We start from the raw sequence: 13690 nt of genomic DNA, 5'->3' as shown, positions 1-13690 counted from the left end.
CAAAAAGAAGCCAAGCTAATGCTCAGCCTCTAATTCATCAACGCACAAAGTCTAATAGGTGACCCCAAGTACTAGGTAAGAAAACCCGCAATGGATTGCCACCGCCAACTGCATAGCCGATCATTGCACCGATTACGATAGCAATCGTCATGGCAATAGCCACTAACAGGATCCGAACCAAAACTGGCTTAACAAAAATATCAAATCGATTGGAATCATTATTCATGATATCACCTCAGTCTATCGTCTTTTATTAATGTTCCCCAGTAACACGCCAGTACCCAATGCAACCGCATCTAACGGCTGTTCAGCCACGATGACTGGTACCTTCAAGTTATCCGTAAATAACTGGGCGATACCATGTAATAATGCACCGCCACCAGTCAACATGATCCCATGATCAATAATATCCGCTGACAGTTCTGGTGGTGTTTGATTTAAAACATCCTTGGCTGCTTGCACAATGACCATCATGGTATCATGTAAAGCAGATTCGATCTCTTTAGAAGTGATCGTAATGGTCCGTGGTAAACCAGTCACCATGTCGCGGCCACGAACATCCAAGGTTTTACCAGTATCCTGACCATACACTTCACCAATTTCGATCTTGATCTTTTCTGCCGTATGTTCACCGATCAACAGACTATGTTCTTTCTTAACAAATGCGGCAATCTCAGCATCCATTTTATCCCCGGCTAGTCGTAATGATTGACTAGTCACAATATCACCCATTGATAAAACGGCGATGTCACTAGTCCCACCACCAATATCAATGACCATGTTGCCTTGGGGTTGGAAAATATCCATCCCGGCACCGATCGCGGCTACTTTTGGTTCCTCTTCTAAGTAAACATTACGGCCGCCGGATTTTTCTGCAGCTTCAATAATTGCTTTTTGTTCAATTGAAGTAATATTTGTTGGGCAACAAATTAAAATATTGGGTTTGGATAATACCCCTTTAACATTTAATTTATCAATAAAATAGGACAGCATTGCTTCCGTAATATCAAAATCAGCAATGACACCATCTTTTAACGGCCGGATCGCTCGAATGTTACCTGGCGTCCGTCCAACCATTTTATATGCCTCTGTGCCCACGGCAAGTACCTTACCGCTCTTTGTATCGATTGCCACAACTGAAGGTTCATTAAGCACGATGCCCTTGCCCTCAACGTGGATCAAAACATTAGCGGTGCCTAGGTCGATGCCGATATCTTTCGCCATATTTATATTTCTCCTCTCACATGAACCGAGCAGCTAATTCCACTTCGGTTGCGGGCTAATTCACTAGCCCAATCAATATTGAATTATAGCATAACTTCATAAGGACGAAAACCTCACTTGGCGCTCTATAACCCGTTTAAAAGTAAAGATTTTATCAAAAAAGCTATTCTCGGCTCTAAAACCGACGAATAGCTTTAAAATTATCGCTTGATCATTGTTGCTAAACTCTGCACGCGATCCTGTTCTTGTTGATAAGCTAATTCCTTAGCAAAAGAAGCAGCATCCAGACGCTCTTGATTAGCTGGTTCAGTCACCCGTATGATCTGAGCCCCCAACGCACGTAATTTTTGCTGAAAATGATAGTACCCACGATCTAAGTATTTTAAGTTAGTGACCCGAGTAAAGCCCTTAGCAACCAAACCAGCGATTGCCAATGCAGCAGCCGCACGTAAATCAGAAGCTGCCACTTCCGCACCATTAAATTCAGTCGGTCCATATAACAAAACTGAACTGCCTTCAATTTTAAAATCAGCATTCATGCGGCGCAATTCATCTAAATGCATAAAGCGATTTTCAAAGACGGTTTCCGTCATCAAGCTCGTTCCCGTAGCTGCTAATTGCAACACAGTCATTTGTGCTTGCATATCCGTTGGGAAGCCTGGATGTGGCAGTGTTTTAACGCTAGTTGGCCGTAACTGTTGATTACCGATGATTCGAACACCAGCATCATTTTCGACGACAGTGACACCCATTTCTTCTAGCTTAGAAATCAATGGTTTATTATGTTCTTTGATTGCATCTTTGATCAACACGTTACCACCGGTGATCGCCGCTGCCACCATAAATGTTCCAGCTTCGATCCGATCTTGAATAATGCTGTGACTGCAACCATGTAACGACTTAACGCCTTCGATCCGCAACGTATCAGTTCCGGCGCCAACCACTTTAGCACCCATTTTATTAAGTACGTTAGCTAGATCAACGATTTCCGGTTCCCGAGCAACATTTTCGATCACAGTAGTGCCTTCAGCTAAGGTTGCTGCCATCATAATATTTTGTGTGGCACCAACGCTAGGAAAATCTAAGTAAATATTACTACCGACTAATTTGTCCGCCCATGCATCAATATAACCAGCATGCTGTTCGATCGTCGCACCTAAAGCTTCGAAACCTTTTAGATGCAGATCAATCGGGCGCGTGCCAATTGCACAGCCACCAGGCATAGCCACACGCGCATGACCTAAACGCGCCAACAATGGGCCTAAAACAACGATTGATGCCCGCATTTTTGAAACGTACTCTAGTGGTGCTTCAAAGGATAACTCCCCAGTCGCATCCAGCACGATCGTCTTACGCAACTGATCAAATTCTAAATTCAGTTGCAACATATTCAAAACTTCATTCATCGTAAACACATCAGATAAAATCGGCACATTATCCAATGTCATCTGGCCTTCAGAAGCCAAGATACTAGCTGCCAAAATAGGTAAAACTGCATTTTTGGCACCTTCGATTTCAACCGTTCCGTTCAATGTTTGACCACCGCGCACGATCAATTTTTCCATGGAATTTCCCTCCGTCACACTGACTAGATTAACGTAACAAGAAAATCAAGTTACGGGTGTTATCGATAAAACTTAAGAAAAAGCTAGTACATAGATAACCTAAAACAGCAGCTAAAATAATAAACAAAGTCTGCGCCTGAGGGACATGACCGGCACGCAGTAAATGATCAAAGCGCACCGCCTGTAAAGCCCAAAACGCCACACCGGTAAAAATAAAATAAGACGCCAATGTAATTACTGCTTGAATACCGATGTTCTGCATGCTATTATCCCCATTTTAACTAGATTAGGCCGTTAAAAATAGATGCAACCTCAAAGCAGCATTGCATCCAACTGTTTTTCCTGTCACTATTCTATCATAGACTAATCGAATTGTCAGAATTTTCCTGATAAGCTTATTATATCAGTGCTTATCATCATTTACTGTACCTAACGACTCAGATCGCCCGAATTCAAGATTCGTAAAGATCGCATTAAATCAGTCTAACTAAAAAATAAGCCAACGGTAAACGAATTTACCATTGGCTTATTTATAAAAAACTTAATGTTTAGCTACATTGATTCGGTTCACCGCACGGCGTAACTTAATTTGCGCCCGTGCCAATTCATCCGCATCATGCTTTGCTTTAGCCGTTTTGATCCGCTCTTCAGCGCGTTGTTCAGCTAACTGTGCCCGTGATACATCAATATCACGTTCTCGTTCTGCTGAATCAGCGACGATTGAAGCAACATTGTTGGACATTTCCATGAAACCACCATTAACGGCAATTGCATCTTCGTGTCCCGGATTATCTACACGTTTAACGCGAACTTCATCAATTTGTAGCGGTGCAATGATTGGTTCATGATTCGGCATGATCCCCAATTGTCCATCGAGGGCCTTCACAATAACCATCGTTGCGTGATGATCGTATACGATCCCATCAGGAGTGACAATATTAACTGTCAAAACTGGTTTGTCAGCCATTTGTGCACCTCCTAATTAGCTGCAGCTTTTTTAGGTTCAGCAGCCGTCGCACTATCTTGACCGTAACCCATCTTCTTCGCCTTTTCAACAACTTCTTCGATCGGGCCAACACCACGGAAGGCATCTTCAGGAAGATCGTCATATTTACCAGCCAAGATTTCTTTAAAGCCTTTAACTGTTTCAGCAACAGGCACGTAAGCACCTGGTTGACCAGTAAATTTCTCGGCAACACTAAAGTTCTGTGATAAGAAGAATTGAATCCGCCGCGCACGCGCAACGATAATCTTTTCTTCATCAGACAATTCATCCATCCCTAAGATCGAGATAATGTCTTGTAGTTCACGGTAACGTTGGAGCACTTGCTGAACTTCAGTGGCAACACGGTAATGCTCTTCACCAACAATTTCGGGATCCAAGGCACTTGATGAAGAAGCCAATGGATCGACAGCAGGATAAATCCCTTGTTGTGTCAATGAACGTTCCAAGTTAGTCGTTGCGTCCAAATGAGCAAATTCAGTTGCTGGCGCTGGATCGGTATAGTCATCGGCAGGGACATAAACCGCCTGAATCGAAGTAATAGAACCCTTTTTCGTTGAGGTAATCCGTTCCTGCAATTGGCCCATTTCAGTAGCCAATGTTGGCTGATAACCTACGGCTGATGGCAAACGACCTAACAGCGCGGAAACTTCAGAGCCGGCCTGGGTGAACCGGAAAATGTTATCGATAAACAATAGCACATCCTGGCCCGCAACATCACGGAAGTATTCCGCTAATGTGACCCCAGTCAAGGCAACCCGCATCCGGGCACCAGGTGGTTCATTCATCTGACCGAACACCATCGCTGTGTTATCGATAACGCCGGATTCCTTCATTTCGTAATACAAGTCATTACCTTCACGTGTCCGTTCACCGACACCGGTAAAGACAGAAATACCGCCATGTTCTTCGGCAATATTATGAATTAACTCCTGGATCAAAACGGTTTTACCGACACCGGCACCACCGAATAAACCGATCTTCCCACCACGAAGGTAAGGTTCAAGCAGATCAATTACTTTGATCCCTGTTTCAAGAATTTCTGAAGATGTACTTAAATCTTCAAAATCTGGTGATGGTTTGTGGATACTGCTACGTTCAGCATCCGCCGGGAATTTATCACCAAAATCGATTGTTTCACCTAAAACGTTGAATACACGCCCTAAAGTTGCTTTACCAACTGGTACGGAAATAGAACTACCAGTATCATCAACGACCATACCTCGTTGTAATCCATCGGTAGATTCCATAGCGATCGTACGCATAACGCCATCGCCTAATTCCAACGCAACTTCCAACGTCACTGTTTCGTCTTTTGCTTTACGGACGAGCAGTGCGTTATTGATATCAGGGAGTGAACCATCTAAAGGAAACGAAACATCGACAACTGGGCCCATAACTTGGACAATTTTACCAGCACTCATATTGCTTTGTTCCTCCCGTCATTTTTAATTACTAGGACTATTCTAATGCACTGGCCCCAGCCGTAATTTCTGTAAGTTCTTGTGTGATCGCACCTTGACGCGCCCGGTTATAGGTCAACGTCAATTTATCGATCAAATCATTGGCATTATCAGTTGCACTACGCATTGCATTCATACCGGCAGAATGTTCAGCAGCTTTGGCATCCATTAAGGCACCAAAAATCAAACTAGCGGCATACTGCGGTAAAATTGCATCCAGCACTTCTTCTTGTGAAGGATCTGCAATGTACTCAATGTGCTGATCTTGCACTTCAGTAACATCTAAATCAGTGATTGGTAACATCTTTTCAGCACGGAATTCTGAACGTAATGTATTGACATGATGGTTGTAGCAAACGTATAACTCATCAAATACACCAGAATCGTACATCGAAACCGCAGTTGTTACGATCTCCCGCACTTCATTAAAAGTTGGGACATCACTAACACCACGATATTCGTAGGCAATATTCATGCCCCGATTCTTAAAGAAATCTGCACCTGTACCACCAACCGCCATAAAGACGTATTCATCAGCAGATTTGTGGTCGTTGGTGATCATATCAGTAACGGCTTTGATGACACTACTGTTATAACTACCGACTAAACCACGGTCAGAAGTAATGACCAAGTAACCAGTCTTTTTGATTGGTCGCTGTTGGAGCATACTGCTGACTTTAAGCTGATCCTGAGTGGTTTGTGGCTCATCATTTTTTTCACGCAGATCATTGGCATTATTAATTGCCAACAACTGTGCAGCTGCCATGTGGGTCACGATTTCACGAATTTTAGAAGAGTATAGCTGATAAGCGGTCGATTTCTTTTCGATCTGATTCAACTTAGCCGCCGAAACCATTTGCATGGCCTGGGTGATTTTTTCGGTACTTTTAGTCGATGCGATCCGGCGTTTGATCTCAGTTAATGATTCAGCCATAATCTCATCTCCTTCTAGTTCGCGGCTGCTGCAGTTGCACTCGCTTTAAATGTGGCTGCAAAAGCCTTGATACCGTCATCTAATGAATCATCCTCAGGTAATTTACCGGTCTTAGCAATTGCGGCTAAAACATCAGCATGACTACCATCGAAGAAATTGAATAATTCAGCTTCGTAACGGCTCAAATCGTCAACCGGTACACTGTCTAGATAGCCTTGACGCAATGCATAAAGGATCAAAACTTGTTTTTCAACAGGTAATGGCTTATGCACAGGTTGTTTAAGGATCTCAACAGTCCGCCGACCACGATTTAACTTCGCTTGTGTTGCTGCATCCAAATCAGAACCGAATTGCGCAAAGCTTTCCAATTCACGATAAGAAGCTAGATCCACACGCAAAGTCCCGGCAACTTTCTTCATTGCCTTGATCTGAGCGTCACCACCGACACGAGAAACAGAAGTCCCGGCATCGATTGCTGGCCGTGTTCCTGAATAGAATAAGTCGCTATCCAAGAAAATCTGACCATCAGTAATTGAAATAACGTTAGTTGGAATATAAGCGGAAACGTCACCAGCTTGAGTTTCAATAACTGGCAGAGCAGTCATTGAACCGCCGCCGAGCTTTTCACTTAATTTAGCAGCACGTTCCAATAAACGTGAATGGGTATAGAAAATATCACCAGGGTACGCTTCACGACCTGGCGGACGCCGTAACAGCAAGGAAATTTCACGATAAGCTGCTGCCTGTTTTGATAAATCATCATAAATGATCAAAACATGCTTGCCGTTGTACATGAAGTATTCACCGATTGCCGCGCCGGCATAAGGTGCCAAGTAGAGCATTGGTGCTGGTTCAGAAGGACCGGCAGTTACGACAATGGTATAATCCAATGCACCGTAACGACGGAGTGCTTCGACCTGAGCACGTACTGTTGATTCCTTTTGGCCAATCGCAACATAAATACAGATCATGTCCTGATCTTTTTGATTGATGATCGTATCGATGGCAATTGAAGTCTTACCTGTCTTACGGTCACCAATGATCAATTCACGCTGACCGCGACCAATTGGAACTAACGAATCGATTGCTTTCAAACCTGTTTGTAGTGGTTCATAGACGGACTGACGATCCATAACACCAGGTGCCTTAAATTCAATAGGACGTGTGTGATCTGTTTTGATCTCACCCTGACCATCAATTGGCTGTCCTAATGAGTTGATGACCCGGCCGATCATGTTGTCGCCAACAGGAACTTCCATGATCCGGCCAGTACGTTTAACCGTATCGCCTTCACGAATGTCGTCATATGAACCCATAATAATGATCCCGACATCATTTGTTTCCAAATTTTGCGCCATACCATATGAACCGTTTTGGAATTCCAGCAATTCATTGGCCATTGCGTTGTCGAGGCCATGTGCTCTTGCGATACCATCACCGACGTAGGTTACGGTACCGACTTCTTCAACAGACAAATCAGCTGAATAGTTAGCTAATTGCTGTTTGATCAAAGAACTGATTTCCTCAGCCTTGATGCTCATAGGGTTCACCTCTTTTTAAATAAACCGTTTTTGGACAAAATGTCGCAAAACGCTAATTAAACTAATCTCAAAATACCTTTTAACCTAATAGTAATTGCCGAACTTGTGCAAGCTTACTGCGAATACTGCCGTCAATAACCAAATTATTAGCTTCAACGATCACGCCACCGATCACGGCTTCATCAACCGTATTATCGATTGTGATCTGTTTAGCACCTAAACGGGCCGCTAATTGTGTCGATAAAGCCTGCTGCTGCTCCGTCGTCAAAGCAACTGCCGATGTCACTTTAGCATGGACAATACCATTAACTTGGTCATAACGTTGCATAAATGCAGCTAGGATAAATGGCATTTCATTCATCCGACCATAATCAAAAACCATTTGGATCAAGTTTTTAACACTGTCAGTTGCACCTTGTTGCAAGCTAGTTAAAATAGGTTGCTTTTGTTCTAAGGTCAACGTCGCATTAGTCAGTGTGGCCGCCAAAGTTGGTGTATCAGCAAATACTTGCTGTAATGCAGCAACGTCGGCATAAACCGCATCGATCGTTCCTTGTTCTGTCGCTAGATCAAATAAGGCCGTGCCATAACGTTGCCCGATCGTATACTTATCTAGCGCCATTTTGCTTCCCCAACCCTTCGATATAAGAATCAATCAGTGCCTTTTGGTCAGTGGCATTCAGTTCTTTTTGAATGATTTTAGAAGCAATCTCAATAGATAAGGCAGCGACATCATTTTGGGCACTCTTCAGTGCATCCGCACGTTCTTGAACAATATCTTTTTGGGCATTAGCCTTTAAAGTTGTTGCATCAGTTTGTGCTTGTTCGATGATGGTTTGTCGCTGCTTTTCACCATTTTGGCGCGCAGTTGTCACAATACTAGTGGCTTCTGTTTGTGAACGATCTAATTCAGCTTGGCGTTTAGCCGCTAATTCAGTCGCTTCATTCCGGGACTTTTCCGCATAGTCCAAGTCACCAGAAATCTTGTTGGCCCGTTCATCCATCATTTTAGTCACTGGTCCCCAAGCAAAGTGCTTGATCAACGCAACTAAGATAATGAACGAAATGGCATAAAACAATAGATCACCAATGTATAAACCACTGGCAGCACCAATAACGAAATGTGAAAGCATCTATTGACACCTCCTTTGTAAGAATGTGTTCCGCGGCACGGACACCGCTTAATTCGCAGAAATTTCTGTTCAATCAAAAAAGGCAGACTTAATGCTGCCTACAGCGATTAACGCGACATCAACATGAATGAAATAACGATGGCGATAATCGGAAGGGCTTCGATCAAACCAACACCGATAAACATCGTACTACGTAATTGACCGGATAATTCTGGTTGGCGAGCCATACTTTCGATTGTTTTGGAGATAACTTTACCGTTACCATAACCTGCGGCGATAGCGGCACCTGCGGCTGTAATAGCTGCTGCAATAAAATTCATAATTAACTTTCCTCCCTAAGGTTTGTTGGTCTATTCTTCGACTTCAACTTTTTTCGAGATATAAACCATGGACAAGGTGACGAATACATAAGCTTGGATACTACCAATGAAGATTGAGAATCCTTGCCAGATCATCTCCAGCGGTAACGCGACAATTGTTGTCACGAGGCCGTGAGACTTTGCGACGCCGCCGATCAGAGTCAGCAGCACTTCACCGGCAAAAATGTTCCCGTATAGACGGAATGCTAGCGTCAGGAAATTAGTAAACTCTTCCAGCACATTAATTGGTAACATGAAACTTACTGGTCGCATGTAGGAATTGACCAAATATCCCTTGAAACCAAAGATCATAACACCAAAATAATGTGATACTAATAAGACCAGCAGAGCTAAAGACATCGTAACCATTGGATCAGCCGTCGGTGATTTGATCAAAGTCTTGCCGCCAATAATGACTTGCACTAACAGCCCCATTTGGTTCGCAACAAAAATAAATAAAAACAGTACAAAAGCTAATAAATTGAACCGTTTCCCTTGCTCACCAGGAACGTTAGTCGAGACAATACCATTGGTAAAATCAATGATCCATTCCAACACGTTTTGCTTGCCTTTTGGCCGTAATGCCAAATTACGCGACAAGAACCAAACCAAACAGAATACGATGACCATTGCTATCAATCCTGAGACAACGTTGGTAATGTTGAAGGGAATCCCCAAAAACTTTACAACGTAACTCTCTTCATTCACAGAATCTCACCTCTTTTCACAACCGATTTGCTTCCACAGTGTTGCACGGTTAAAACATATGTACACAAAGTCACTGTATTCTGAGTGTATCATAGAACTAAGACCGCATCAAAGCACATTTGCAGAAAAGACTTTAGACAGCACATGTTGCAGACCCATCTAAAATACAATCGTTATAATACCACCAATACACTAAAAATACAAAATTGATTATCGACATACGAAAGCGATTTATAATCATAAAAAGCCTAGTAGCACACAGTTTTTCATGAAAAAAATAAATATGAATTTATTTTTTACGTTTAATATCCATAATATTAGATACAAAGGAAATAAATTCAAGGTTACGTTGCAGCCAAAAATATTCTGATCCGCTAAGTCAAATAAACCAAATAGCTTCCAGCTATTTTGGCCCGCTAGCGATTATAGTGCTGGAACTTTGTTTGTGAAATAGCTACTTTTTTTGTTAGTGAGGCACCTGTAAGTAGCTCACAACAAAATAAACTCAGCTAATCTAGGCATTGCTAGATCAGCTGAGTTTAAAGTTCACGTTATTTTGTCCCGAATAGTCGATCACCAGCATCGCCTAAACCTGGAACGATGTAGCCATCTTCATTTAGATAGTCATCTAGACCAGCGACGTAAATATCAACATCGGGGTGTGCTTCTTGCAAGGCTTTGACGCCTTCTGGTGCTGCAACCAAGCCGACAAATTTGATTTGCTTTGCGCCGCGCTTTTTCAGGGCATCGATCGCCATGATCGCAGAACCGCCGGTAGCCAACATTGGATCAACAACAAACAATTCCCGTTGATCAATATCAGTCGGCATTTTGACAAAGTATTCGACTGGTTTCAAAGTTTCATGGTCACGGTACATCCCAATATGACCAACTTTAGCTGCGGGAATCAATTCTAAGAAGCCATCGACCATACCCAAGCCGGCCCGTAAAATTGGCACAATAGCCACCTTTTTACCGGTTAATGATTTTTGCGTTGTTTTTGCAATTGGGGTTTCGACGACCACATCTTCTGTCGCCATATTACGAGTAACTTCGTAGGCCATTAAAGTTGCGATTTCGTTGACAACCTGGCGGAATTGTTGTGTCCCCACCTTTTTATCGCGAATGATCGTTAACTTGTGCTGGACTAACGGATGGTCAATTACATGTAGTTCTCCCATGATTACGCTCCTCTTATTGATATTAGTTGCAGACTGCAGAAAACGGCACACACCAAAAAAATCAGCGTGTCCCGTTTTCCCAATTTGATTACTTATATTTTAGCGAATTATAGTCGCTATGGCTAGTTAAAATTCAAATCTTTTTGCATTGATCGGAAATTGTTCCGTTAAAGCGAATACATCCCGCTTAACTTCGGCCAATGCATTTGGATCTTCGCGTTGCTCGATTGCCCGTAAAATTAATTGTGCCACTTGCTTAGCTTCGGCTTCTTTCATACCACGAGTTGTGATCGCCGGTGTCCCCACCCGAATCCCACTAGTCCGGAATGGGCCATTTTGTTCGTTAGGGATCGTATTTTTATTGACAGTAATGCTGACTGTATCCAGCAGATCCTGAACATCGCGACCTGTTAAACCAAATTTTGTGACGTCCAATAACATTAAATGATTATCTGTGCCACCGGAAATAATTTTTATGCGCTCATCCGCAGCAAAAACCTCGGCCATGGCTTGAGCATTAACAATGATCTGCTGGGCATAGGCCTTAAACTCTGGCTGTAAAGCTTCTTTCAAAGCAATTGCCTTACCAGCAATCACATGCTCCAACGGACCACCTTGGATGCCAGGAAAGACTGCTGAGTTGATTGCCTTAGCATATTGCTCTTTTGCCAAGATAAGGCCGCCACGTGGCCCACGTAAAGTTTTATGGGTGGTCGTAGTAACAATGTCAGCATATGGTACAGGGCTTTGGTGTAGGCCCGCTGCTACTAAACCAGCAATGTGGGCCATGTCCACCATTAAGTACGCATCAACCTCATCAGCAATTTCACGGAATTGCTTAAAGTCGATCTCACGGCTATAAGCCGAAGCACCAGCGACAATCAATTTAGGTTGAAAATCATGGGCTAATTGACGCACTGCATCAAAATCAATCCGACCCGTTTTAGCATCTACCCCATAACTTTTGAAGTCATAAGTTTGACCACTAAAACTCATTGGTGCACCGTGCGTCAAATGTCCACCTTCAGCAAGACTCATCCCGATCACACGATCACCGGGTTCGAGTAAAGCCGAATAGGCTGCCATATTAGCCCCAGAACCAGAGTGCGGTTGAACATTAGCGTACTCTGCACCGAATAATTCTTTGGCACGATCAATCGCCAATTGCTCGATCACATCAATATATTCACAGCCACCATAAAAACGATGTTTTGGATAGCCTTCTGCATATTTATTAGTTAAGACACTACCCTGAGCAGCGCGTACCGCATCAGAAACAATATTTTCCGATGCGATTAACTCAATATTATGTTCTTGCCGTTGCTCCTCTTGTCGAATTGCCTGCCAAACTTCCTGATCATCAACGTGAAAATCCATTGCGCATCATCCTCCAAAACTGATATTTACGCTTAATGCGTAATCAATGAGCCAGCCTTAACCTCACCGAATAAGCCGATTATACCATATCAAAATAGACGTGTCTTGAAGCGTTTGATTGTTACTTAACAACCATTTAGCTAGACACGTCTAGAAAATACTAATTATAATTAGTGTTCACTTTTCGTAAAGCGCTGTTGACCTGCTGACTTAGCTAACCGATTCATGTAAGCAACACCTAAGCCTTGGGCTGGGAATTCCTCTGCTAAAATCAACTTGACCTCAGGTAATTGATCGTAGTGCCGTAAGCCATCAAATAAATGCTGACTGGCTGTTACGATCGAATCACCTAAAGAAAAACGATAAGCTGGTGCTAAAGCAGAAAATTCAGCTAACACCTGATCCGTTGCCAATAAGCCGAATGGTTCACCCTGTTCACGTGCCCAAGCGGCCGCCGCCTTGAAGTCCGTAGCCGCTGTCATATAAACTTGCGCATTCGGCGCGTAATGTTTATATTTCATTCCCGGTGCCTTAGGGACTTCATCTGCTTTGACTTTATGATGATCAGCATCGATCGAACCGATCACTGCTTCAATATCTTCTTTAGTCACTGCGCCAGGCCGCAAAATTGTGGGAGTTGCTGTACTCAAGTCGATCACAGTCGATTCTAAGCCGACACCCGTTGGACCATCATCAACAACACCAGCAATTTTACCCGCCAAATCATGTAAAACATGTTCTGCCAATGTTGGACTTGGTTTTCCCGAAGTATTAGCTGACGGTCCAACGATTGGCCGCCCTAATTGCTTGATCAGATCCAAGGTCACTTGATTACGCGGATTACGAAAAGCCGCTGTATTCAAGCCACCAGTAACTGTTTTCGAGAAAGCATTAGGTTGTAATGGCAAGATGATCGTCAACGAACCTGGCCAAAAGGCTTGGGTCAGTTTTTCAGCTGTCGTGGGAAAATCAGCCACATATTTTTTGACTGTTGCCACATCAGCTACGTGAACGATCAATGGATTGTCACTAGGTCTTCCTTTTGCTTGATAAACTTTTTTTACTGCCGTTTCATTCGTTGCATCGGCACCTAAACCGTAGACTGTTTCCGTGGGAAAAGCCACTAATTCACCAGCAGCCAATTCAGCAGCAGCGGCCGCCAATTGATCTGGTTTAAAAACTTTTGTTTGCAACGTACTTCC

15 protein-coding genes are annotated in these 13690 nt (G+C 43.2%); all 15 read right to left on the bottom strand.

Translation table 11 applies throughout. From position 1 onward, the window contains the following. Positions 1 to 37: 37 nt before the first annotated feature. The 15 genes from LC20001_RS05920 to LC20001_RS05850 all read right to left on the bottom strand — a co-directional run bounded on the left by LC20001_RS05920 (position 38) and on the right by LC20001_RS05850 (position 13681). Positions 38 to 226: a DNA-directed RNA polymerase subunit beta gene (locus LC20001_RS05920; protein WP_010009792.1), complete on the bottom strand. Its 189-nt coding sequence runs from the start codon at positions 224 to 226 to the stop codon at positions 38 to 40. Positions 227 to 240: 14 nt separating this feature from the next. Continuing rightward, positions 241 to 1224: a rod shape-determining protein gene (gene mreB / locus LC20001_RS05915; RefSeq protein ID WP_010009793.1), complete on the bottom strand. Its 984-nt coding sequence runs from the start codon at positions 1222 to 1224 to the stop codon at positions 241 to 243. A gap of 200 nt (positions 1225 to 1424) precedes the next feature. Continuing rightward, positions 1425 to 2789, bottom strand: coding sequence for a UDP-N-acetylglucosamine 1-carboxyvinyltransferase (murA, locus tag LC20001_RS05910; RefSeq protein ID WP_003678741.1), 1365 nt, complete (start codon positions 2787 to 2789; stop codon positions 1425 to 1427). Between the two features lie 28 nt (positions 2790 to 2817). Next, entirely contained in the window at positions 2818 to 3051 is a 234-nt protein-coding gene (locus LC20001_RS05905; RefSeq protein ID WP_010009795.1) for a DUF1146 family protein, read from the bottom strand. 279 nt (positions 3052 to 3330) lie between these two features. After that, positions 3331 to 3756 (bottom strand): F0F1 ATP synthase subunit epsilon, encoded by a 426-nt coding sequence (locus LC20001_RS05900; RefSeq protein WP_003678743.1) that lies wholly within the window; start codon positions 3754 to 3756, stop codon positions 3331 to 3333. Between the two features lie 11 nt (positions 3757 to 3767). Further along, entirely contained in the window at positions 3768 to 5216 is a 1449-nt protein-coding gene (gene atpD, locus LC20001_RS05895) for a F0F1 ATP synthase subunit beta (protein ID WP_003678745.1), read from the bottom strand. Positions 5217 to 5253: 37 nt separating this feature from the next. Beyond that, a complete protein-coding gene (locus LC20001_RS05890) occupies positions 5254 to 6189 on the bottom strand; it encodes a F0F1 ATP synthase subunit gamma (protein ID WP_010009798.1) in 936 nt (311 codons plus the stop codon). A gap of 14 nt (positions 6190 to 6203) precedes the next feature. Beyond that, a complete protein-coding gene (atpA, locus tag LC20001_RS05885; RefSeq protein ID WP_003678748.1) occupies positions 6204 to 7730 on the bottom strand; it encodes a F0F1 ATP synthase subunit alpha in 1527 nt (508 codons plus the stop codon). Between the two features lie 79 nt (positions 7731 to 7809). Continuing rightward, positions 7810 to 8352, bottom strand: a complete 543-nt coding sequence (gene atpH, locus LC20001_RS05880; RefSeq protein ID WP_003678750.1) for an ATP synthase F1 subunit delta — start codon at positions 8350 to 8352, stop codon at positions 7810 to 7812. Further along, positions 8339 to 8863, bottom strand: a complete 525-nt coding sequence (gene atpF, locus LC20001_RS05875; protein WP_003678752.1) for a F0F1 ATP synthase subunit B — start codon at positions 8861 to 8863, stop codon at positions 8339 to 8341. The genes atpH and atpF overlap by 14 nt, the downstream gene beginning before the upstream one ends. A gap of 107 nt (positions 8864 to 8970) precedes the next feature. After that, positions 8971 to 9183: a F0F1 ATP synthase subunit C gene (atpE, locus tag LC20001_RS05870; protein WP_010009801.1), complete on the bottom strand. Its 213-nt coding sequence runs from the start codon at positions 9181 to 9183 to the stop codon at positions 8971 to 8973. A 30-nt stretch (positions 9184 to 9213) separates the two neighbouring features. Further along, positions 9214 to 9930, bottom strand: a complete 717-nt coding sequence (gene atpB, locus LC20001_RS05865; protein ID WP_029507970.1) for a F0F1 ATP synthase subunit A — start codon at positions 9928 to 9930, stop codon at positions 9214 to 9216. A gap of 551 nt (positions 9931 to 10481) precedes the next feature. Beyond that, a complete protein-coding gene (upp, locus tag LC20001_RS05860) occupies positions 10482 to 11111 on the bottom strand; it encodes a uracil phosphoribosyltransferase (protein WP_003678756.1) in 630 nt (209 codons plus the stop codon). A gap of 126 nt (positions 11112 to 11237) precedes the next feature. Beyond that, entirely contained in the window at positions 11238 to 12488 is a 1251-nt protein-coding gene (locus LC20001_RS05855) for a serine hydroxymethyltransferase (protein ID WP_010009805.1), read from the bottom strand. A 170-nt stretch (positions 12489 to 12658) separates the two neighbouring features. Continuing rightward, positions 12659 to 13681, bottom strand: coding sequence for an L-threonylcarbamoyladenylate synthase (locus LC20001_RS05850; protein WP_003678759.1), 1023 nt, complete (start codon positions 13679 to 13681; stop codon positions 12659 to 12661). Positions 13682 to 13690 lie beyond the last annotated feature (9 nt).

This window comes from Loigolactobacillus coryniformis subsp. coryniformis KCTC 3167 = DSM 20001, from assembly GCF_002706425.1.
Lineage (GTDB): Bacteria > Bacillota > Bacilli > Lactobacillales > Lactobacillaceae > Loigolactobacillus > Loigolactobacillus coryniformis.
The sequence above is the reverse complement of the archived record's forward strand: the minus strand, read 5'-3'. Positions and strand labels throughout refer to the sequence as shown.